This window comes from Micromonospora sp. SCSIO 07396, assembly GCF_053667945.1.
Genome location: NZ_CM132210.1, coordinates 5298468 through 5320632, shown reverse-complemented (window position 1 = coordinate 5320632; position 22165 = coordinate 5298468). Strand labels below are relative to the sequence as shown.

The 22165-nt window shown below is 73.3% G+C and carries 19 protein-coding genes; 12 read left to right on the top strand and 7 right to left on the bottom strand.

Translation table 11 applies throughout. The annotated features are described in order from the left end of the window. The first annotated feature begins 8 nt into the window (after window positions 1–8). Window positions 9–1886 carry an acetoacetate--CoA ligase gene (locus ACWCHM_RS22870; RefSeq protein WP_454223151.1) on the top strand — a complete coding sequence of 626 codons (1878 nt, stop codon included), beginning with the start codon at window positions 9–11 and terminating at the stop codon, window positions 1884–1886. Between the two features lie 342 nt (window positions 1887–2228). Here ACWCHM_RS22870 and ACWCHM_RS22865 read toward each other — a convergent pair whose 3' ends face one another. Then, window positions 2229–2918, bottom strand: coding sequence for a TIGR03089 family protein (locus ACWCHM_RS22865; RefSeq protein WP_454219745.1), 690 nt, complete (start codon window positions 2916–2918; stop codon window positions 2229–2231). A 151-nt stretch (window positions 2919–3069) separates the two neighbouring features. Between ACWCHM_RS22865 and ACWCHM_RS22860 the strand changes: the two genes are divergently transcribed. Continuing rightward, window positions 3070–4215, top strand: a complete 1146-nt coding sequence (locus tag ACWCHM_RS22860; protein WP_204956516.1) for a glycosyltransferase family 4 protein — start codon at window positions 3070–3072, stop codon at window positions 4213–4215. Between the two features lie 63 nt (window positions 4216–4278). Next, the gene (locus tag ACWCHM_RS22855) at window positions 4279–5370 is read left to right on the top strand and encodes a mannose-1-phosphate guanylyltransferase (RefSeq protein ID WP_204956517.1); all 1092 of its coding nucleotides are present in this window, start codon (window positions 4279–4281) and stop codon (window positions 5368–5370) included. Between the two features lie 150 nt (window positions 5371–5520). On the opposite strand, the gene ACWCHM_RS22850 is transcribed toward ACWCHM_RS22855, so the two are convergent. Next, window positions 5521–6153 (bottom strand): NUDIX hydrolase, encoded by a 633-nt coding sequence (locus ACWCHM_RS22850; RefSeq protein ID WP_454219743.1) that lies wholly within the window; start codon window positions 6151–6153, stop codon window positions 5521–5523. Between the two features lie 39 nt (window positions 6154–6192). Here ACWCHM_RS22850 and ACWCHM_RS22845 point away from each other — a divergent pair, with 39 nt between their 5' ends. Together ACWCHM_RS22845 and ACWCHM_RS22840 are read left to right on the top strand one after the other, a co-directional pair. Then, window positions 6193–7230 (top strand): hypothetical protein, encoded by a 1038-nt coding sequence (locus ACWCHM_RS22845; RefSeq protein WP_454219742.1) that lies wholly within the window; start codon window positions 6193–6195, stop codon window positions 7228–7230. A 280-nt stretch (window positions 7231–7510) separates the two neighbouring features. Then, the gene (locus ACWCHM_RS22840; protein ID WP_204956520.1) at window positions 7511–8512 is read left to right on the top strand and encodes an ArsR/SmtB family transcription factor; all 1002 of its coding nucleotides are present in this window, start codon (window positions 7511–7513) and stop codon (window positions 8510–8512) included. Window positions 8513–8636: 124 nt separating this feature from the next. Here the strand turns inward: ACWCHM_RS22840 and ACWCHM_RS22835 are convergent, their stop codons facing one another. Further along, complete coding sequence (locus ACWCHM_RS22835) at window positions 8637–9770, bottom strand: coenzyme F420-0:L-glutamate ligase (protein ID WP_454219740.1); 1134 nt, start codon at window positions 9768–9770, stop codon at window positions 8637–8639. Next, a complete protein-coding gene (gene cofD / locus ACWCHM_RS22830; RefSeq protein ID WP_204956522.1) occupies window positions 9767–10714 on the bottom strand; it encodes a 2-phospho-L-lactate transferase in 948 nt (315 codons plus the stop codon). The genes ACWCHM_RS22835 and cofD overlap by 4 nt, the downstream gene beginning before the upstream one ends. Before the next feature lie 98 nt (window positions 10715–10812). Between cofD and ACWCHM_RS22825 the strand changes: the two genes are divergently transcribed. The 6 genes from ACWCHM_RS22825 (at window position 10813) to ACWCHM_RS22800 (ending at window position 17496) form a co-directional block, all read left to right on the top strand. Next, entirely contained in the window at window positions 10813–11736 is a 924-nt protein-coding gene (locus tag ACWCHM_RS22825) for a hypothetical protein (protein WP_281900409.1), read from the top strand. Window positions 11737–11869: 133 nt separating this feature from the next. Further along, window positions 11870–14389 carry a bifunctional FO biosynthesis protein CofGH gene (locus tag ACWCHM_RS22820; protein ID WP_454219739.1) on the top strand — a complete coding sequence of 840 codons (2520 nt, stop codon included), beginning with the start codon at window positions 11870–11872 and terminating at the stop codon, window positions 14387–14389. Between the two features lie 126 nt (window positions 14390–14515). Then, window positions 14516–14794 (top strand): hypothetical protein, encoded by a 279-nt coding sequence (locus ACWCHM_RS22815; protein WP_204956525.1) that lies wholly within the window; start codon window positions 14516–14518, stop codon window positions 14792–14794. Window positions 14795–14992: 198 nt separating this feature from the next. Continuing rightward, on the top strand, window positions 14993–16390 hold the full coding sequence (locus ACWCHM_RS22810; RefSeq protein ID WP_454219738.1) for a DUF4331 domain-containing protein: 1398 nt from the start codon (window positions 14993–14995) through the stop codon (window positions 16388–16390). Between the two features lie 79 nt (window positions 16391–16469). Then, window positions 16470–16763: a phospholipase gene (locus ACWCHM_RS22805; RefSeq protein ID WP_204957260.1), complete on the top strand. Its 294-nt coding sequence runs from the start codon at window positions 16470–16472 to the stop codon at window positions 16761–16763. Window positions 16764–17238: 475 nt separating this feature from the next. Further along, window positions 17239–17496, top strand: a complete 258-nt coding sequence (locus tag ACWCHM_RS22800) for a WhiB family transcriptional regulator (protein ID WP_007455784.1) — start codon at window positions 17239–17241, stop codon at window positions 17494–17496. 235 nt (window positions 17497–17731) lie between these two features. Here the strand turns inward: ACWCHM_RS22800 and ACWCHM_RS22795 are convergent, their stop codons facing one another. Next, entirely contained in the window at window positions 17732–18181 is a 450-nt protein-coding gene (locus ACWCHM_RS22795) for a metallopeptidase family protein (RefSeq protein WP_088642935.1), read from the bottom strand. Window positions 18182–18335: 154 nt separating this feature from the next. Here ACWCHM_RS22795 and ACWCHM_RS22790 point away from each other — a divergent pair, with 154 nt between their 5' ends. Further along, window positions 18336–18716, top strand: a complete 381-nt coding sequence (locus ACWCHM_RS22790; RefSeq protein ID WP_194822950.1) for a DUF3499 domain-containing protein — start codon at window positions 18336–18338, stop codon at window positions 18714–18716. Between the two features lie 191 nt (window positions 18717–18907). Here the strand turns inward: ACWCHM_RS22790 and ACWCHM_RS22785 are convergent, their stop codons facing one another. Together ACWCHM_RS22785 and ACWCHM_RS22780 are read right to left on the bottom strand one after the other, a co-directional pair. Beyond that, entirely contained in the window at window positions 18908–20284 is a 1377-nt protein-coding gene (locus ACWCHM_RS22785; RefSeq protein ID WP_454219736.1) for an NAD(P)/FAD-dependent oxidoreductase, read from the bottom strand. 29 nt (window positions 20285–20313) lie between these two features. After that, window positions 20314–21663, bottom strand: coding sequence for an aspartate aminotransferase family protein (locus ACWCHM_RS22780; RefSeq protein WP_204956528.1), 1350 nt, complete (start codon window positions 21661–21663; stop codon window positions 20314–20316). Window positions 21664–22165: the final 502 nt, after the last annotated feature.

Here is a 22165-nt window from a genome sequence, read left to right as displayed (position 1 = left end):
TGCTGCGGATGCCCGGCCGCGCCGATGACGACCCGGTGGTGGTCGCCCACTCCCAGACCCGTCCGCCGGTCACCCTGACCGTTGCCGAACTGCGCGAGCAGGTCCGTCGGGTGGCGGCCGGGCTGCGTCGGCTCGGCGTCGTGGCCGGGGACCGGGTGGCGGCGTACGCGCCGAACGTCCCCGAGACGTACGTGCTTCTGCTGGCGACCAGCAGCCTGGGGGCGATCTTCTCGTCCTGCGCCCCGGAGTTCGGCACCCGCAGTGTCGTCGACCGCTGGCAGCAGATCGCCCCGAAGGTCCTGGTGGCCGTGGACGGCTACCGGTACGGCGACAAGCCGGTCGACCGGCGGGCCGAGGTGGCCGCCATCCGGGCTGCCCTGCCGTCGCTGACCCACACCGTCACCATTGCCTACCTGCACCCGACCGCCTCCGGCGGTTCCGCCCCGACCGCCTCCGGCGGTTCCGCCCCGGTCGGCCCCGGCGGCTCGGCCCCGGTCGGCCCCGACGGTTCCGCCCCGGTAGGTTCCGCCGGCCCTGCTCCCACCGCCCCCGACGGTGCTGCCCCGGCAGCCGTGCTGCCCGGCGGACCAGCCGACGGGCAGCCGGTCGCCCCGGGCGGCGTACCGCAGAGCAGCCTGAGCTGGGCCGAGCTGGCGGCGGAGACGACCGAGGGGTTGACCTTCACTCCGGTCCCGTTCGACCACCCGCTCTACGTGCTCTACTCCTCGGGCACCACCGGCCTGCCGAAGCCGATCGTGCACGGCCACGGCGGCATCCTGTTGGAACACCTCAAGATGCTGGCCCTGCACCATGATCTCGGCCCGGCCGACCGGTTCTTCTGGTTCACCACCACCGGCTGGATGATGTGGAACTTCCTGGTCTCCGGGCCGGCCGTCGGGGCGACGATCGTGCTGTTCGACGGCAACCCCGGCCACCCCGACCTGGGTGCGCTGTGGCGGCTGGCCGAGGAGACCGGCACCACGTACTTCGGGACGTCCGCGCCGTTCCTGCTGGCCTGCCGCAAGTCCGGCCTGGTGCCGAAGGACGTCGCCGACCTGTCCGCGCTGCGCGGGGTCGGCTCCACCGGCGCGCCGCTGCCCGCCGAGGGCTTCACCTGGGTGTACGACACGGTCGGCACCGACCTCCAGCTCCAGTCGCTGTCCGGTGGGACGGACGTCTGCACGGGCTTCGTCGGCGGGGTGCCGCTGCTGCCGGTGTACGCCGGTGAGATCACCTGCCGGGCGCTCGGTGCGAAGGTGGAGGCCCGCTCGTCCGACGGCACCCCGGTCCTCGGCGAACTGGGCGAGTTGGTGATCACCGCGCCGATGCCGAGCATGCCTGTGGGGTTCTGGAACGACCCGGACGGCAGCCGTTACGCCGAGGCGTACTTCGACGTCTATCCCGGGGTGTGGCGGCACGGTGACTGGATCACCATCAACGAGCGGGGCGGCTGCGTGATCACCGGCCGCTCCGACGCCACCCTCAACCGGGGCGGCGTACGGCTCGGCACGGCCGAGTTCTACTCGGTGGTGGAGGGCCTCGACGAGGTGGTCGACTCGGTCGTGGTGCACCTGGAGGACGACGAGGGCGGTGCGGGGGAGCTGCTGCTGTTCGTGGTGCTCGCCGAGGGCCTGGAACTCGACGACACGCTCCGCCGCAAGATCGCCCGCGAGCTGCGTACGGCCCTGTCGCCCCGGCACATTCCCGACGAGATCCACCAGGTCAGGGCGGTACCGCGCACCCTGTCGTCCAAGAAGCTGGAGGTGCCGGTCAAGAAGATCCTCACCGGCACCCCGGTGGAGTCGGCCGCCGCGAAGGGTGCCCTGGCCAACCCGGAGTCGCTGACCGCCTTCGCCGCCTTCGCCCAGACCCGCCCCACCCCGTAACCCCACCCTGTCTCCCGTCCCCACCGGCCCCGCCCGACCCCCGGCCGCCTCGGTGATCAAGAGCTTCGCGTCACCCCACTGCCAATTCCTGACGCAAACCTCTTGATCACCGCACCGCAGCCTGCCCCCACCCCGTGATCAAGAGCTTCGCGTCACCCCACCCGCCATCCTTGACGCATACCTCTTGATCAACCCTCCCCAGCGCTGTCAAAGCCTGGCGATCAAGAGGTTTGCGTCAACCGACCGCGAACAGATGACGCAAACCTCTTGATCACCGGGGCTGTGCCGGTCGGGGCAGGGCAGGGCCGGCGGGGGCGACAGGGCGGGGGCGCGCGACTGGGGTCAGGTCAGGGTTTGGGTGGTGCGTTCGGTGTCGGCGCGGGTGGCGAGGCGGGACCGGTCGGCGTTGCCGGTCAGCACGATCGTGGCCCGGCGGAGCAGGGGAGCGAGCAGCCAGTCGCGCGGGTCGGGGTGGACCGCCGCGTCGACGAGCAGCCGGGCACCGGGGGAGATGCCGAGGGCCGTGGCGCGGGCGTCCGCCTCGGCCAGCAGGTCCGCGTCGGCCGGACCACCCTGGGCGGACGGCGTGAAGTGGTCACCCTGGGTGCGTACCTCGACCACGTAGTCGGCGAACCCGGCGGGGACCTCCCGCAGCGGGGCGGCGAACGGGGCGAGCGCCAGCGCGTAGCGGTCGCCGGCCGGCCAGGCGTCCACCTCGGCCACCCGGTCGGCGGCGGCGAAGAGCACGTCCACCGCACCCGGTTCGTCACGCACCGTCAACCCGGCGGACCAGCAGCCGAGCAGCACCGCGGCGGTCTGCCAGTGCGGCGGCAGCAGCACCCCGGCCGGATCGCCGGGGCTGCGGGCCAGCTCGTCGACGAGCAGGTTGGCGGTCTTGGCCACCCAGTTCGCCAGGGTCGCGCCGGAGAGTTCGGTGCGTTCCCCGGTGGCGTCGTCGTACCAGGTCAGCAGGGGGCGGGCGGGGTCGGCCGCGATCGCGGCGGCGAACACCCGGGCAATGTTGTCGGCCATCGGCGCGAACGATACGCCCCTGCCGTCCGTATCCGATGGCGATGACAAGTCGGCGTACGGTCGGGTCGGAGTCAGCGTCCGCGCCGGGCTCCGGCGTAGGCTTGCCCGGAGTGTTGTTCCCCACAGACCCGCCACTGCAAGGAGTCGCCCCGTGACCGCCGGTCGCCCGCCCCGCGTGCTCATCGACGCCACGAGTGTCCCCGCCGACCGAGGCGGCGTCGGTAGATACGTCGATGGTCTGCTCGGCGCCCTCGGCACAGTGTGCGGGGAGACGGTCGACCTGGTCGTGGTGAGCCTGCGCACCGACCTGGAGCGTTACACCCGGATGCTGCCCGGGGCCGAGGTGATCCCCGCTCCGGCCGCGGTTGCCCACCGTCCGGCCCGGCTCGCCTGGGAGCAGACCGGCCTGCCGCTGCTCGCCCAGCAGGTCGGCGCCGAGGTGCTGCACTCGCCGTTCTACACCTGCCCGCTGCGGGCCGGCTGCCCGGTCACGGTGACCGTGCACGATGCGACGTTCTTCACCGAGCCGGAGCACTACGACAAGTCTCGCCGGACGTTCTTCCGCAGCGCGATCAAGACGTCGCTGCGCCGGGCCAGCCGGGTGATCGTGCCGAGCAAGGCCACCCGCGACGAGTTGATCCGGCTGCTCGACGCCGACCCGACCCGGATCGACGTGGCCTACCACGGGGTCGACCAGCAGGCCTTCCACGCCCCGGGCGAGGAGGAGAAGGCCCGGGTGCGGGCCCGGCTCGGGCTCGGCGGCAGCAGCTACGTCGCCTTCCTCGGCGCCAAGGAGCCGCGCAAGAACGTACCCAATCTGATCCGGGGCTGGGCGCGGGCGGTGACCGACCGGGAGGACCCGCCGGCCCTGGTGGTCGCCGGCGGCCAGGGGCACGACGACGACATCGACCGCGCGGTGGCCGAGGTCCCTTCGCACCTGCGGCTGCTGCGACCCGGCTACCTGCGCTACGCCGACCTGCCCGGTTTCCTCGGCGGTGCGTTGGTCGCCGCCTACCCGTCGTACGGTGAGGGGTTCGGCCTGCCGATCCTGGAGGCGATGGCCTGCGCCGCGCCGGTGCTCACCACGCCCCGGCTGTCGCTGCCCGAGGTGGGCGGTGACGCGGTCGCCTACACCAGCGAGGACCCGGACCAGATCGCCACCGACCTGGCCGCCCTGCTCGACGACGAGCAGCGCCGGTTGTCCCTGGCCAAGGCCGGTTTCGACCGGGCCAAGGAGTTCACCTGGGCGTCCAGCGCCGAGGTGCACATCGCCGCGTGGAGCCGGGCCCGTTCCTGAGTGGTCGCTGACGGTACGGCCGAGCCGCCATCCGACCTGGGACGGTTCGGGCATGATGTGCTGATGCTCTACGCCGTCATCCCGGCGGGTGGCAGCGGCACGAGGTTGTGGCCGCTGTCCCGCGCGGGGCACCCCAAGTTCCTCCACCCGCTCACCGGCACCGACGCGTCGCTGCTCCAGGCGACCGTCGACCGGCTGACGCCGCTGACCACACCGGAGCGTGTCCTGGTGGTCACCGGCGTCGCCCACGCGGCGGCGGTGGCCCGGCAACTGCGCGGGGTGCCCGAGGAGAACATCCTGGTGGAGCCGTCCCCCCGGGACTCCTGCGCGGCGATCGCGCTGGCGGCGGCGGTGATCGCCAGGCGCGACGGGTCGGCGGTGATGGGTTCGTTCGCCGCCGACCACCTGATCCGGGACCCGGCCGCCTGGGTGCGGACCGTCCGGGCGGCGGTGCAGGGGGCCGAGCAGGGTCTGCTGATGACGGTGGGGATCACCCCGACCCGGGCCGAGACCGGCTACGGCTACCTGGAGACCGGGGAGCCGACCGGGGACGGCCCGCTACGCCCGGTGACCGAGTTCAAGGAGAAGCCGGCCGCGCCGGTCGCCGAGGCGTACCTGCGTTCGGGCCGGCACCTCTGGAACGCCAGCATGTTCGTCTGGCGGGTGGACGTCTTCCTCGCCGAGCTGGCCCGCCAGCAGCCGGACCTGCACGCCGGGGTGACCGCGATCGCCGCGGCCTGGGGCGGCCCCGAGCAGGACGACGTCCTCGGCACGGTCTGGCCGACCCTGCCGAAGATCTCCGTCGACTACGCGGTGATGGAGGGCGCGGCCACCGCCGGCCGGGTCGCCACCGTGCCTGGCGACTTCGGCTGGAACGACGTCGGTGACTTCCACACCCTCGGCGAGGTGCTGCCGGCCGACCCGGACGGCAACGTGGTGCTGGGGGCCGACGCCAAGCCGGGGGTGCTGCTGCACGACGCCCACGACCTGGTGGTGGTGCCGCAGTCGGGTCGGCTGGTGGCCGCCGTCGGGGTCCGTGACCTGATCGTGGTGGACACCCCCGACGCGGTGCTGGTGTGCCCGCGTGACCGGGCGCAGGACGTCAAGGCCCTGGTCGACGAGCTGAAGGCCCGGGGCGAGGACGGGCTGGTCTGAACCACCGCATGTCCTGACCCCGCCCGGCGGCACCCGCCGACCGCCGGGCGGGTTGGCCCCGGGCGGGGGCGGAGCGCGGTCAGCGGCGCGACCCCTGAACGCTGCCACGGGGCCGGTGGACGCGGTCAGCGGAGCCGGGCGGCGGCGCGGTCACCGGCTCCGGCGGGCGTGGGCGGCCAGGGCCGGCGCAACCAGCTGGGCGGTCCCTCCGGCCAGCGGCTCCGGCAGCCGACCGGTCGGGAACCAGCCGAGCGCCTCCGACTCGTCGCTGACCTGCCCGACCGCACCCGGTGGGGCGAAGACCGCGAACCGGACGTCGTGGTGCAGCGAGCCGCCCTGGCAGCGCACCGGGTGGATGTCCACGTCGATCGGTACCGGGTCGATGACCAGCCCGGGGATGCCCGACTCCTCGGTGGCCTCGCGTAACGCCGCCCCGGCCAGCGTCTCGTCGCCCGGTTCGCAGTGCCCGCCCAACTGCACCCAGCGGTGCAGCTTCCCGTGCAGGCAGAGCAGCACCCGCTCACCGGCGGCGTCGAGGATCAGCGCGCTCGCGGTGAGGTGACCCGGCAGGTGGTGGCGGGTCAGCGCGGCCGGACCGTCGGCGAGCAGGTCGAGGGTGCGGTCGCGGGCCCCGGCGGCGGCCGGCCCGGTCGGCGTCCACCCGGTCAGCACCGCCACCGCGTCGGCGTGCAGCGCCCCGTTCCCGCCGGCACCGTCCGGCCCGCCGGGGTGGGGCGGGGTGGTCGTGGCGGCCGGGGGACGGGCGGGGAAGGCGTCGGGCATTCCGACACTCTACGAGCGCGCGATCCGTACCCTGGCGCGGTGAACCTGAGACTTCTGGAGTTCGTGGTCGCCGGTAACGAGGCCAGCGACCTGTTGCCGGTCCGCTCCCGGTCCCTGCTGCGGGCGCACGACGCGGTACGTGGCTTCTGGACGGTGCTCGACGAGGGACCTGTGGAACACTGCCTGGCCCTGCTGCTGGAACGTACCGACGGCGAGTGGGTCGCCCACCACGTGCCGGCCGACGCCGGGGTCGAGAACGGCCGCACCGAGGACGGCGAGGCGCTCGCCGCACACGACGGCTGGGTGTACGTCTTCGGGTCGCACTTCGGTTCCAAGGCCGGCCCGCTGCGCCCCCGCCGGGCGTTCGTGGCCCGCTTCCGCGAGGACGACGCGGCGACCGGGACGCTGCCGGTGCAGGTGGTCCGGAACCGGTTCCGGGTGCACCGGGCGGTCAACGACGCGCTGGTGAAGGCGGCGTTCACCCCGTTGCCGCCGGGTGACCGGGTGCGCCAGCGGTTCATCGGGGAGACCGTCGCCCGGGGCACCGCGCGGGCCAAGTCCTGGGTACGCCGGCTGGCCGACGACGACCTGCCGCTGAACGTGGAGGCGGCGGCGTTCACCGCGCAGGGAACGGTGCTGCTCGGGCTGCGTTTCCCGGTGACCGCGGACGGGGAACCGGTCCTGGTCGAGCTGGCCGGGGTGCCGGAGATGTTCACCCCGGGCGGCGGCTGGCCGCGCGCCGGCCGGGCGTACGTGCTGACCGGGGTGACGCCGCCCGGCGCGCTGGTCGGTTTCCGCGCGGTCACCCCGACGGCCGACGGCGGGTACGCGGCGGTGGTCGGCTCGATCGATGCGCTGGGCAAGGGATCGGTGCTGCTGGACGACCACCCCACGGGCGGTGAGGTCACCTCGCGGCACGTCCGGTTCCGGTGGGAGCCGACCGACGACGGCCGGATCGCCGGCGAGGTGGCGGCCGAGCTGACGCCGTTCCGGAACGTCGAGGGGGTGGCCGAGATGGACGGACGCAGCTTCTACGTCACCGACGAGGACCACCGGGTGGCGCTCTGGATCGGCTGACCCCGCCCACCGGAGGGGGACGGTGGGGCCCGGGTGACACCTCTGCGGAACCAGGGCCGCAGACCCTCGTGGTGCCTCCCGGGCACCACCGTGGTGGGCCCCGGCCCGCCCGACCGGCAGCGGGAAGAACCCCGCGTGTGGTACCGGGCAGTAGGAGCATGCCAACCGGCGGGACGGGCGTCGAGGTCTTTCAGTCCACGCTTAAAAGTGGAGATAAGTGCCGCCCGGTACAGTTCAGTGGGTCGGCGGGCCTCCCCCTGCCCCGCCCCAGGAGTGCCCCATGCTGACCATCCACTTCTCCCGGGAGGACATCCTCCGGACCCGGGTGGCCCCCGCCGCCGACCCGGTCTGGGAGTTGGTCCTCAGCCTGCACCTGCTCCAGGGGCGGACCCGCGACCCGCTGATGGCGCACTGGCGTCGGGGGGTCGCCGCCGGGCTGCGCCGGGACACCGCCGCCGACCAGTTCCGGCTGCTGTTCGCGCTGAACCCGCCCCGGGGCTACTTTCCCGACTTCCTCACCCCCTACCAGAGCCTCGACGGTTTCGAGGCGGGCCTGGACGCCGTCCGGTCCACCCCGACCGAGCTGTTGCGTCGCGATCTGAACCTGCTGGCCGAGGCGAACCTGCTGCCGTCCTCGGCCGCCGCGCTCGCCCGGGGTGAGCCGGAGGTGCTACGCCACCTGACCGAGTCGATGACGCAGTACCGGTCGGTGGCGATCGACCCGTACTGGCAGCGGATCCGGGCCGCCGTGGAGGCCGACCGCGCGGTCCGGGCCCGGGCGTTGCTCGACGGTGGCGCGGAGGGGCTGCTGGCCAGCCTGCGGCCGGGCATGCGCTGGGACTCCGGTGTGCTCCAGGTGGTGGACTATCCGAGCCGGCGGGAGTTGCACCTGGACGGTCGGGGGCTGCTGCTGGTGCCGTCGTTCTTCTGCGCCCGTACCCCGGTCGCGCTGCTCGACCCGGCGCTGCCGCCGGTGCTGGTCTACCCGGCCGACCGGCTCGGCGGACTGGACCCGGCACCGGGGGAGGGCGGCCGGCCCGCCGGGGGCGGCGGCCGGGAGGCGCTGGCGGCGTTACTCGGCCGCACCCGGGCGGCGGTGCTCGAAGCCAGCGACGACGGCGCGACCACCGGCGAGGTGGCCCGCCGGCTGCACATCTCGGCCGCCGCGGCCAGTCAGCACACCGCCGTGCTGCGCAACGCCGGGCTGCTGGTCAGCCGCCGGGACCGCAACACGGTCCTGCACACCCTGACCCCCCTCGGCCGGGCCATGCTCGACGCCTGACCGGCCCGTCGGGCGGCGCAACGGGGCGGAAGTTGCGGCATCCCGTGCGGGGGATACCGCAACGTCGACGACCACGTGTCGATCGCCCCCGGCCCGGCCGGCGACGACGGCGGGAGCCGGCCGGTCAGAGGGCCAGGCAGGCGCTGGCGATGCTGCCCGTCGGCGGGGGCAGCAGGGTGGACGGGACCCCCTCGGCGGCCAGCGCGATCCGCAGCCGGTGCAGGTCGGCGCCGAAGCGCACCAGGTCGGGCTGGTCGACCGGGGTGGGTGCCGCGCCGAGCACCAGTCCGGTGGCCCCGGCCGGCCATCCGTCGACGCTCGCGGCGAGGCCGGAACGTACCTCGTCGTCGGTGACGTGGGTGAACGTGGTGCCGGGGGCGACCACCTCGGCCACCGCGGCGATCGCCCGGTCGATGGCCGCCGGGTCGGCCGGTGCCTCGCCGCGACCGTCGGCCAGCGTCGCGGCGGCGTGCAACCCGGCCGCCGTCGCCTCGGCGGTGCCGAGGGAGAACAGGTCCAGCGCGCTCTCCCGCACCAGGGCGGCGGCCCCGACCCCGTCGTCGACCAGCCGGACCGCCGGCCGGTCGTCCCGACCGCCGCCGTCGGCCGGCGACGACGACGGCAGGTAGCCACGGACCACCGCCACCGGCACCTGGTCGCACTTGCCCTTGATCAACTCGCCCGCGCCGGCCAGTTCGTCGACCACCGCCATCTGGGTCAGTTGCAGCTCGTTGCCGTACGGGTCGACCTCACCCCGGTGGTCCCGGATCGCGGGCATCCCGGCGACCCCGAGCGCGACGTCGGTCAGCCCGTTGCGCCACGGCCGTCCCATCGTGTCGCTGATGATCACCGCTACGTCGATCCGGTAGCGGTCCCGCAGGGCGGCGCGCAGCGCCCGCGCCGAGGCGTCCGGGTCGACCGGGAGGAGCACCAGCCGGGTCTTGTCGACGTTCGACGCGTCGATCCCGGCGGAGGCCATCACGAAACCGTGGTGGGTCTGCACGATCCGGGTCGCCCCCCGGGTCGCCACCACCCGGGCGGTCTCGGCGGCCAGCACCTCGTCCCGGGCGGCGAGCCGTTCCGGCCCGTCGGCCGGCACGTCCACCAGCCGCCCCTCGGCCTTCGACACGATCTTGCTGGTGACCACCAGCACGTCGCCGTCGCGCAGCCACGGCGCGGCCGTGCCGATCAACACCGCCAGATCGTCACCCTCGGTCACGTCGCCGATGCCGGGCACCGGCAGGATCTCCAGTCTCACACCAGCTCCATCGCGGCCCGGACCATCGCCGTGGTCGCCGCCTCGTCGGTCATCCGCAGCGGGACCGCGCGGACGGTCACCCCGGGCACCGCCACCCCGTCGTCCTCCGGCGCGACCAGCCAGCCGTCGAGCAGGCCACCCTCGCTGCGCCCACCGTAGAGCCGGCCCACCCCTGCCGCGCTGCACTCGACGTCGAGCACCTCCAGGCAGCGGTCGGCCATCCCGCGTACCGGTGCGCCGCCGATGATCGGGGACACCCCGACGACCGGGGCGGGGCCGCTGGCGACCGCGTCGCGCAGCCCGGGGACCGCCAGCACCGGCGCGATGCTCACCACCGGGTTGCTCGGCGCGACCAGCACCACGTCGGCGGCGGCCAGCGCCTCGGTCACCCCGGGGGCCGGCTTGGCGCTGTCCGCGCCGACGAAGACGAACCGGTCGGTGGGCACGCCCGCCCGGTACCGGACCCACCACTCCTGGAAGTGGATGGCCCGCCGCTCGCCGTCCAGGTCGACCACCGCGTGCGTCTCCAGCCGGTCGTCGGTGGCCGGCAGCAGCCGTACGCCGGGCTGCCAGCGCGCGGTCAGCGCCTCGGTGACCTGCGACAGCGGATAACCTGCATTGATCATGGTGGTGCGCACCAGATGGGTGGCGACGTCCTTGTCACCGAGGGAGAACCAGCCCGGCTCGGCCCCGTACGCCGCCAGCTCCTGCTTGATCGTCCAGCTCTCGCCGACCCGCCCCCACCCGCGTTCCGGGTCGGCGCCCCCGCCGAGGGTGTAGAGGACGCTGTCCAGGTCGGGGCAGACCTTGAGGCCGTGCAGGTAGAGGTCGTCGCCGACGTTGACCACGGCGGTCACCTCGGCGCCCACCTCGCGGGCGTACGCCCGGACGCCGAGCAGGAATCGGGCACCCCCGATCCCGCCGGTCAGAACCACGATGCGCATGCCGTCCATCCTCCCGTACGGGACGTGTCCCGCCGTCGGGCGGCCCGGGAGACTAGGCTCACGTCGGCCTCTGTCCGTTTCGCCCCGAGGGAGAGTTCGTGACCAGCCCCGCCGAGCCCGCGTCGCACGACGCGTCGCGGGCCCGCCAGATCACCGCACCCCTGCGCGAACTCGCCGCGCTCGTCCTGCTCGGCGCGAACGCCGTGCTGCTCTTCGTCGGGTTCGTCCGGCTGCTCGTACCGACATCGGACTACAGCACCTTCTCGGGGCGGGCGGGCAGCGAGTTCTTCGCCTTCGTCGGCGTCGAGTCGACGGTGCTGCCGCTGCTGGCCGTGCTGCTGGTCACCCACCTCGCGCCGGTGTCCGGCCGGGCCCGGCAGTTCACCCAGGTCGCCATCGGCGAGTACGCCTTCGCCGCCCTGTTCGGCGTGTTGACCTTCCTGATCTGGCTGGTCGGCCGGCTGGCCGAGGCGGAGGTGCTGGACGCCCTGCTCGGCATGCTGACCCGGGCCGCCTGGTTCGCGCTGTTCGGGGTGGCCGCCTTCGTGGTCTACCGGATCTGGCGCACCCTCTACCACGTGCCGAAGCCGAAGCCGCAGCCCGGCGTCTACGGGCAGCCCCAGCCCGGCTGGGGACAGCCGCAGGGCGGTTACCCGGCCGCCGGCTACCCGGGTCAGCCCGGCACCGGGCAGTACGGCCACCCCGGCTTCGCCCCGCCCCCGCAGTCGGCTCCGCCGTTCGGCACCCCCCAGTCGGCCCCGCCGTTCGGTGCGCCCCAGTCGGCCCCGCCAGCCGGTGCCGCGCCGCAGTCGGCTCCGCCGTTCGGCACGCCGCAGTCCGCCCCGCCGTTCGGTGCCCCGCAGTCCGGCCAGCCGGTGGCCCCGCCGTTCGGGCAGCCCCCGTCGGCCGACCCGACTCAGGCGATCCCGCGGCAGCCGGGCGAGCCGACCACCGGTCCGGCGGACACCGACGGCGACCGTACCCGGACCTTCCGCCCCGACGACCCGAACGCCCCGCACTGAGCCGTCCCGGCCGGGTCTGCCGGTGCGCTGCGGCGCGCGGTGCCGACCCGGCCGGTGTACCACCCGACGGGGAGATGTCACACCCGGCTCGCGTGCCTGCCGGATAACCGCCGCGAGCGCCTAGGCTGGTCGGATGGTTGACCGCACCGATTCCGGCCCGACCCCGGCGGCTGTGCGTCGGGCGCTGCGCCGGGCCGCCACCGGGCGGGCGCTCGACGTCGACGAGGCCACCGCGCTGCTGACCGCCCGGGGTCCTGAGCTGGACGAGCTGCTCCGGATCGCCGGGGAGGTCCGGGACGCCGGGTTGCGCGACGCCGGCCGGCCGGGCGTGGTGACGTACTCGAAGAAGGTCTTCATTCCGTTGACCCGGCTGTGCCGGGACCGGTGCCACTACTGCACCTTCGCGACCGTGCCGCACCGGCTGCCGGCGGCCTTCCTGGAGACCGACGAGGTGCTGGAGATCGCCCGGCAGGGCGCGGCGCTGGGCTGCAAGGAAGCCCTGTTCACCCTCGGTGACCGGCCGGAGGAACGGTGGCCGGCGGCCCGCGCCTGGCTGGACGAGCGGGGCTACGACTCCACCCTGGACTACCTGCGCGCCTGCGCGGTCGCGGTGCTGGAGGAGACCGGCCTGCTGCCGCACCTCAACCCGGGGGTGCTCTCCTGGTCGGAGCTGCAACGGCTCAAGCCGGTCGCGCCGAGCATGGGGATGATGCTGGAGACCACCGCCACCCGGCTCTGGTCCGAGCCGGGCGGCCCGCACTTCGGCTCCCCGGACAAGGAGCCGGCGGTCCGGCTGCGGGTGCTCGACGACGCCGGCCGGGTCGGGGTGCCGTTCACCACCGGCATCCTGATCGGCATCGGCGAGACCCCGGCCGAACGGGTCGACGCGATCTTCGCGATCCGCCGGTCGCACCGGGAGTACGGCCACCTCCAGGAGGTGATCGTGCAGAACTTCCGGGCCAAGCCGGACACGGCGATGGGCGGCCTGCCCGACGCCGAGCTGCACGACCTGGCGGCCACCGTGGCGGTGGCCCGGCTGCTGCTCGGCCCCAAGGCCCGGATCCAGGCCCCGCCCAACCTGATCGAGGACGAGTACGACCTGCTGCTGCGGGCCGGCATCGACGACTGGGGCGGGGTCTCTCCGCTCACCCCGGACCACGTCAACCCGGAACGGCCGTGGCCGCAGCTCGACGAGCTGGCCCGGCAGACCGAGAAGTCCGGCTTCACCCTGCGCGAGCGGCTGACCATCTACCCGGAGTACGTCCGGGCGGGCGACCCGTGGCTCGATCCGCGGCTGCTGCCGCACGTCAGCGCGCTCGCCGACCCGGCGACCGGGCTGGCCGTCGAGGCGGCCCGGCCGGTGGGCCGCCCCTGGCAGGAGCCGGAGGAGGTCTTCGGCGGCCGGACCGACCTGCACGCCACCATCGACACCACCGGCCGTACCGACGACCGGCGGGGCGACTTCGACAGCGTCTACGGTGACTGGGCGGAGGTCGCCGGCAAGGTGAGCCCCGCCGCGTCCGGCGGACCGGCGTCGGGCACCGACGGTGACCTGCGGGCGGGGCTGCGGCTGGCCGCCGACGACCCGGCGGCGCTGCTGGAGCCCCGGCACGAGGCGTCGGCGCTGGCGCTGTTCGGCGCGGACGGCCCGGTCCTGGACGCGCTGTGCCGACTCGCCGACGACGTGCGGCGGGACACCGTCGGCGACGACGTCACCTACGTGGTCAACCGCAACATCAACTTCAGCAACGTCTGCTACGTGGGCTGCCGGTTCTGCGCGTTCGCCCAGCGGGAGCGGGACGCCGACGCGTTCCGGCTGTCGGTGGAGCAGGTGGCCGACCGGGCCGAGGAGGCGTGGGCGGCCGGTGCCGGCGAGGTCTGCCTCCAGGGCGGCATCGACCCGAAGCTGCCGGTGACCGGCTACGCCGACATCGTCCGGGCGATCAAGGCCCGGGTGCCCGGCATGCACGTGCACGCGTTCTCCCCGATGGAGATCGTCACCGCCGCCGCCAAGGCCGGCGTGCCGGTGCGGGACTGGCTGTCGATGCTGCGCGAGGCCGGCCTGGACACCATCCCCGGCACCGCCGCCGAGATCCTCGACGACGACGTGCGCTGGGTGCTCACCAAGGGCAAACTGCCGGCCGCCGCCTGGGTCGAGGTGGTCTCCACCGCCCACGAGCTGGGCATCCGCTCCAGTTCCACGATGATGTACGGCCACGTCGACCACCCCGGGCAGTGGCTGGCCCACTTCCGGGTCCTCGCCGGGGTGCAGGACCGTACCGGCGGGTTCACCGAGTTCGTGGCCCTGCCGTTCGTGCACACCAACGCGCCGATCTACCTGGCGGGCATCGCCCGGCCCGGCCCGACCTGGCGGGAGAACCGGGTGGTGCACGCGATGTCCCGGCTGCTGCTGCACGGGCGGATCGACAACATTCAGTGCTCCTGGGTGAAGCTCGGCGACGAGGGCACCGTGGCGATGTTGCGGGGCGGCTGCAACGACCTGGGCGGCACCCTGATGGAGGAGACCATCTCCCGGATGGCCGGTTCGGGCAACGGGTCGGCGCGTACCGAGGAGCAGTTGCGGGCGATCGCCGCCGCCGCCGGACGCCCGGCGCGCAAACGGACGACCGCCTACGGTCATCCGTCGCGATGACATCGAACCTTTCGCGCGTGCGGGCCGTACCAGTGTTCGCCGGCGGCGGTTGAGGCGAGGGCCGCCGCCGGCGACCTCGCGCTCCACACCGCGCGCGCTCACGCGCCGCCGGAGGAAAGGTTCCCCATGACGAGCGAAGTGCGGAAGCGTTCCTGGCCGCGACTGACCCGCCGGCAGACACTGACCGCCGCGGCGAGCGCCACCCTGGGTGCGGCGGCGCTGACGGTGACCGGCGTGTCGGCCGCGCAGAACTCCCCGTCGGCGAGCAGCGCGGACGGCCCGATCGTGGTCCACCTGCGCGACGCCAGGTCCGGGACGATGGACGTGTTCGTCGGTTCGTCCCGGATCGAGGTACGTGACCGGGGGCTGGCCGACCGGTTGCGTCGCGCCGCCGGGCGCGGCTGACCTGTCCGTCGGGCCGGACTGACCTGTCCGTCGTCCGGGCGGGCCGCCCGGAGAACCGTCAGCGGGCGGTCTGACCCGTCCGCCCCTGCCGTGCGGCGCTGACCTGCCGCGTTCCTTCCCCTTCACCGCCAGGCGCAGGCTCCCGCGCCCGGTTCGTCATGCCCTGATTCCTCATGATCCCGCAAAGGTTGGTCCGCCATGTCGTCCCACCGCGAAGCACCGGAAATAAGCAAGGACCCGGTCGCCGACAGTTCCGACCTCTACGCCTTCGTCAGCCCCGACCGGCCCGACTCGGTGACGTTGATCGCCAACTACGTGCCGTTGCAGCTCCCCTCGGGCGGCCCGAACTTCTTCGAGTTCGGCGACGACGTGCGGTACGAGATCCATATCGACAACGACGGTGACGGCCATCCCGACGTGACCTACCGGTTCGAATTCCGTACCGAGATCACGAACCAGAACAGTTTTCTCTACAACACCGGCCCGATCGACTCGCTGGACAGCAAGAACTGGAACCGGCGGCAGTTCTACAAGCTGACCCGGGTGACCGACGGCAAGGAGCACGTGCTCGCGCACAAGCTGCCCTGCCCGCCGTGCAACGTCGGGCCGCTGTCCATCCCCAAGTACAACGACCTGGTCCGGCAGGCGACGTTCAAGCTGTCGACGGGGGAGAAGGTGTTCGCCGGGCAGCGCGCGGACGGCTTCTTCGTCGACCTGGGCGCGATCTTCGACCTGGGTACGCTGCGCCCGTTCCAGCAGTTGCACGTGGCCGGCAAGAAGCTGTTCAAGACCGAGGGCGAGCCGGTCAACGCGGTGGACCGGATGAACGTGCACAGCATCGCGGTGCAGGTGCCGCTGAGCAAGGTGCGCCGCCGGGCCAACCGGTACGGCGTGGACGACCGGGCCTCGACGATCGGGGTGTGGACGACCGCCTCCCGGCAGCAGGTGCGGGTGCTCGGCGACCGGGTCGCGGCGGACGCGGCGGTCGGCCCGTGGACCCAGGTGTCCCGGCTGGGCAACCCGCTGTTCAACGAGGTCATTGTGCCGATGTCCAAGAAGGACCTGTGGAACACCCTGCCGCCGACCGAGGACAAACGGTTCGCCCGGTTCGTCGAGCAGCCGGAGCTGGCGGCGCTGCTGCCGGTGCTCTACCCGGGGGTGTTCCCCAACCTGGACGCGTTGAACAAGTCCAAGAAGCCCCGGGCCGACCTGCTCGCCATCCTGCTGACCGGCATCCCGTCCGGGCTGATCGACGGCTTCACCAACCTCACCGGTGACGTGCAGGCCGACATGCTGCGGTTGAACACGGCGATCAAGCCGAGCAGCAAGCCGAACCAGTTCGGTCTGCTCGGTGGGGACCTGGCCGGGTTCCCCAACGGCCGCCGGGTCGTCGACGACGTGGTGAGCATCGCGTTGCGGGCGGTGGCCGGGGTGACCGTGCCGCTGGTGGACAAGAAGTTCAAGCCGGACGCGGCGGCCGGCGCGGTGACCCCCGGGTTGAGCGCCGCCGACGTGACCGCGCCGTTCCTGCGGGACTTCCCCTTCCTCGGTACGCCGTACGACGGGTTCAACAACCCGCCCGCGGTGAACTCCTGACCGGACGGAGCGCGGTGTGAACGGACACCACCACCACCACCATCATCACCAGTACGGGCCGACGGAGAGCGGCACGGTGATGCTCGACGTCGGCGGGGAGATGGGTGCCCTGATCATCTACACCGGACGTGACCTGCACGGTCGGGAGATCGAGATCAGCCGGGTCGACCAGGACGGTACGGTGCGGACGCACTCGGCCGTCCGGGAGCGGATCGTCCGGGACGGGGTGTTCCACAGTGCCGTCTACCCGGATCTGACCGCGGGTCTCTATACCGTCTGGTGGGACGAGGAGACACCCGCCGGAACGATCTCCGTGAACGGTGGGGCGATCGCCGAATTCGTCTGGCCGAGCAGCCCAACCCGGTCGGCCTGAGGGCCGCGACAGCCGTACCGACCCGAGCGCCCCGTCCACATCGTGGACGGGGCGCTGTCGGCATTTCCGGCCGGACGGGCGGTCCGGGGCCATCCGCGTTAACCTGTCCCCCACCATGCTCATGATCTTGGCGAGACGGTCGGACGGGGCGTCCGTCGGCGTTCCCGGGTGTCGTCCGTCGGCGGCGACGCCACGGCAGAAATCTGGGGCAACTCGCCGGAGAGGGCGTTACTCGCCCGGGGTCTGAATCGATAGGGCAGGTTGCGAGGGCCGGGTGGTCCGGGTGACCGTCCGGTGGCGTGTCGGGAGGGCGACTCCATTATCAAGTTCGGCTTGACGGCGCACGCATTACACGCGTGTAATTTCGATGGGGTTGTTCGCGCGGAACGCACAAATAGGACCGGACGGACAAGCACGCCTTTCGCGTGGGGGGTTGCAGCGGCGGTGACGTCGGTGCGCGACAAGGAGGCATCTGATGGACGGCCAGCTTGAGGTGGCCGACCTGCTCGGAAACGCACCGGAGTGGCAGGAGCGGGCACTGTGCTCGCAGACCGACCCGGAAGCGTTCTTCCCCGAGAAGGGCGGCTCGACCCGCGAGGCGAAGCGGATCTGTTCGCGGTGCGAGGTCAAGACGGAATGCCTCGAATACGCTCTCGGGCACGACGAGCGGTTCGGGATCTGGGGTGGGCTCTCCGAGCGGGAGCGGCGCAAGCTCAAGCGGCGGGCCGCCTGAGTCGACGGGTCGAGCCGGGGCGGTGGGGGCCGCCCGGCTCACGCCCGACGGGGGTCGCGGGGGTGACCGACGTCGGGCCGGTGGTCGGCCACCGGGGAGTGGCCGGCCACGTCCACGGACGGGAGACAGGCCGGCGAGCAGGGCATCTGCCCCCACCGCGCCGGTCGGCCGGTGCGATGGGGGCGGGGTCGGTGCGGCCGGGTCGGTGCGGCCGGGTCGGTCCGGGTCGCCGCCGTCAGGCCAGTTCGTCCGGGTCGACCCCGAGCAGGTTCGCCACCTGCTCGATGATCACGTCGTGGACGAGGTCGGCCAGGTCCTCGCGGTCCATCGCGCGGAACTCCAGCGGCCGGCGGTAGAGCACGATCCGGGGCGGCACCTCCTGCCGACCGGGTCGGCCGGGCAGCAGCCGGGCCAGCGGCACCTCGCCGTCCTCCAGCACGTCGGAGTCGTAGACGTTGAGGTCAGGGGGGACGTCCTCGACGGCGAACTCGACGCCTGCCAACTCCGTGGCGAACCGGCGCTCCAGCGTCTCCACCGTGTCCAGCACCAGGTCGTCGAAGATCTCGGCCTTGGTCCGGGCCAGCGGCACGGTCGCCGGCACCAGCCGCCCGCGCAGGCCACGTCCGTGGCGGTCGCGGTGGTTGCGCCGGCCGGAGCCGGGGCGGCGGTGTTCCGGGCTCGTCATGAGCAAAAGGGTAGCCCTCGGCCCGCCCCGGCCGGTGGTGGCGCGCGTCGACGGGCGCGGCGGGAGCACCAGGTGCGAATTGTGATCACGGTGACGGGCGTGTCGCAAAGCGAACCGGTGCGCCGGACCCGGTAATGGGGATACCCTGCCGCACGTGAGGTCACCACGGCGCTGCTCCCGTAACGGCTGCCCCCGGCAAGCGGTCGCCACATTGACCTATGTCTACAACGAGTCGACGGCGGTGGTGGGCCCGCTGGCGGCATTCGCCGAGCCGCACACGTACGACCTGTGTGAGCAGCACGCGCGGAGCCTGACCGCCCCCCGGGGTTGGGACGTCGTCCGGCACGAGGGCGAGTTCGAGCCGCCGCCGCCCACCACCGACGACCTGGTCGCCCTGGCCGAAGCCGTCCGTGAGGCGGCCCGCCCGGTCGCCCCCCGCCCGCCCCAGGACGACCACGACCCCCACCACCCCAACCCCCAGACGCCTCCCACCGGCCGCCGAGGCCACCTCCGCGTAATCCCCCCCAACCACTGACCGCTCCCGCCTCCCCGCCTCGCCGCCTCCCCGCCAGGATCTCCCCGGTGATCAAGAGGTTTGCGTCATGGTCGATCTTCAGACTGACGCAAACCTCTTGATCACCGGGGCGTCGGCGGGGCGTCACCGGGGCGTCGGCGGGGCGTCGGCGGCGGGTGAGCGGGCGGGTGGGTGGGGAAAGGTGCGGGGGGTCAGTGGCCCAGGAGGGGGGAGAGGGCGGTGGCGCGGCGGGCGGGGCGGCCGGTGCGGCGTTCGACCTCGTCGGCCGAGGACATCACGCGCAGACCGGCGTTGATCGCCAGCCAGCGCAGTGGTTCCGGCTCCCAGCGGGGGGAGCGGTGGCCCACCCACGGCAGCGCCGTCAGCTCCGACTCCACGCCCCGGACCAGGTCGGCGAGGGTACGACCGGCCAGGTTGCTCGTCCCCACCCCGTCGCCGACGTAGCCGCCGGCCCAGGCCAGCCCGGTCGACCGGTCCAGCCCGACCGAGGCGGACCAGTCCCGGGCCACCCCGAGCGGGCCGCCCCAGGCGTCGTCGACCGGCACGTCCGGCCCGAGCACCGGGAAGAGTTCCCCCAGCGTCCGGCGCAGCGCGGCGAAGACCCGGGGCTCCCGGTCGTAGCCGGGGGAGACCCGGGAGCCGAAATGGTACGGGGCACCCCGCCCGCCGAAGGCGAGCCGCCCGTCGGCCGTGCGCTGGCCGTACACGATCAGGTGCCGGTAGTCGGAGAAGGTCTCCCGGCCGGTGAGTCCGATCCGCTCCCACGTGCGCCCGGGTAGCGGCGCGGTCACCACCATCAGCGAGTACACCGGGGCGACGGTACGGCGGTGGCCGGGCAGCGCCGGGGTGTACGCCTCGGTGGCCCGCACCACCACCTCCGCCCGTACCGTGCCGTGCGGGGTGACCACCGCGCCGGGCCGGATCGCGGTCACCGGGGAGCGCTCGTGCAGCCGCACCCCGAGCCGGCACACCACGCGGGCCAGCCCCCGGACCAGCTTCGCCGGGTGCACGGCCGCGCAGTGCGGGGTGTACGTGCCGCCGCGTACCCCCTCGGCGGCGCACCTGGCGGCGGCCCCGGCGGCGTCGAGCAGCACCAGGTCGTCGGGGTCGAGGCCGTGCTCCCGGGCCTCGGCGACGGCGGCACGGGCCCGACCGAGCTGCACGTCGGTGCGGGCCAGCAGCACCGTCCCGCCGTGCCGCCAGTCGCAGTCGATCCCCTCGGCGGCGACCACCCGACCGACCTCGGCGACGGTGTCCCGCATGGCCCGCTGCATCGCCAGCGCCGCCGCCGTGCCGTGCCGACGGGCCAACGCCGGCAGCGCGGTGGGGAACAGCGCCGAGCACCAGCCGCCGTTACGCCCAGACGCGCCGTACCCGGCGATCTCCGCCTCCAGCACGACGATCCGGAGCGTCGGATCGGCGCGGGCGAGGTAGTACGCCGTCCACAGTCCGGTGTAGCCGGCGCCGACGACCACCACGTCGGCGTCGGTGTCGGCGGGCAACGCCGGCCGTGGGGTCAACGGTTCGTCCACCGTGGACATCCAGTGGGACAGCTGCTGGTAGCGCATGTGCGGCTCCGGGGGAGAGCGCCGGTGGTCTACAGGCGGGCCCACGCCTCGGTGAGGACGGCGCGCAGGATCTGCTCCATCTCGTCGAACTGCTCCTGCCCGACGATCAGCGGCGGGGCGAGCTGGACCACCGGGTCACCCCGGTCGTCGGCCCGGCAGTAGAGCCCGGCGGAGAACAGCGCCGAGGACAGGAACCCGCGCAGCAGCCGCTCCGACTCGGCCTCGTCGAAGGTGGCCTTCGTCGTCTTGTCCTTGACCAACTCGATGCCGTAGAAGTAGCCGTCGCCCCGGACGTCGCCGACGATCGGCAGGTCGGTGAGCTTCTCCAGGGTGGCCCGGAAGGCACCCTCGTTGGCCCGGACGTGGCCGATCAGGTCCTCCCGGGCGAACACCTCCAGGTTGGCCAGGGCCACCGCGCAGGACACCGGATGCCCACCGAAGGTCACCCCGTGGGCGAACATGCCGGTCTCGGTGAGGAACGGCTCCATCAGCCGGTCGCTGGCGATCATCGCGCCGAGCGGGGCGTAGCCGGAGGTGATGCCCTTGGCGGTGGTGATGATGTCGGGCTGGTAGCCGTACCGGACGGCACCGAAGTACTCGCCGAGCCGGCCCCACGAGCAGATCACCTCGTCGGAGACGAGCAGCACGTCGTACGCGTCGCAGATCTCGCGTACCCGCTGGAAGTAGCCGGGCGGCGGCGGGAAGCAGCCGCCGGAGTTCTGCAACGGCTCCAGGAACACCGCCGCCACGGTGTCCGGCCCCTCCCGTTCGATGGCCCGGCGGATCTCGTCGGCGGCCCAGACGCCGAACGCCTCGGGCGAGTCGCCGTGCTCGGGCGCCCGGTAGAAGTTGGTGTTCGGCACCTTGATCCCGCCGGGCACCAACGGCTCGAAGTCGCTCTTGATGCCGGGCAGGCCGGTGATCGACAGCGCACCCATCGAGGTGCCGTGGTAGGCGAGGTACCGGCTGACCACCTTGTGCTTGGTGGGCCGGCCGGTGCGCTTGAAGTAGGCGCGGGCCAGCTTCCACGCCGACTCGACGGCCTCCGATCCGCCGGTGGTGAAGAAGACCCGGTTGAGGTCGCCGGGCGTCAGCGAGGCGATCTTCTCGGCCAGTTCGACGGCCTTCGGGTGGGCGTAGGACCACAGCGGGAAGTACGCCAGCTCGCCGGCCTGCTTAGCGGCGGCCTCGGCCAGCTCGGTGCGCCCGTGTCCGGCGTTGACGACGAACAGCCCGGCGAGCCCGTCCAGGTAGCGACGGCCCTGCGCGTCCCAGACGTACGCGCCGTCGCCGCGCACGATGGTGGGCACCTCCCCGGCGGCGTAGCTGGCCATCCGGGTGAAGTGCATCCAGAGGTGGTCGGTGGCGTCGGCAGCCATTGTCAGCCCCATCGGGTCTCGGGCCGGTCAGGAGGGGAAACCGGCCGCTCTGCCCTCGGTTATCCCACAGCCCGACCGCGAAATGCAAGCCCACTTCGCCTTCGAGGCGACGGATTCAGCGTGACTCCGGGTAGTTGGCAACGGAATCCGCACACCCTCTGCGACGGTGCGCCCGACTCGACCTCCGCCGGCTCCATGATCGACTCAACATCGGCCAAGGTGCGGTATCCGGGTCACCGCAACCTCGGCCCACAGGAGTGGATCAAGCGATCCTGCGGGCCGCGCATGGGGCGTCCGGGGCGCGGGATGCCGCTACTCCGGCCCGCGGGGGTGGATGAAGCGAGCCTGCGGGGTGGACGGTGGCGTCCGGGCGTGGGGCAGCGCTACTCCGGCATCCCGAAGTGATTGAGGTGGGAGGGGTGGACCGGGGTGGGGCATTTCCGGTGCACTTCCGGTGCACCTCGGGGGCTTTCGGAGAGGTCCCGGGCCAACACGCCGATGC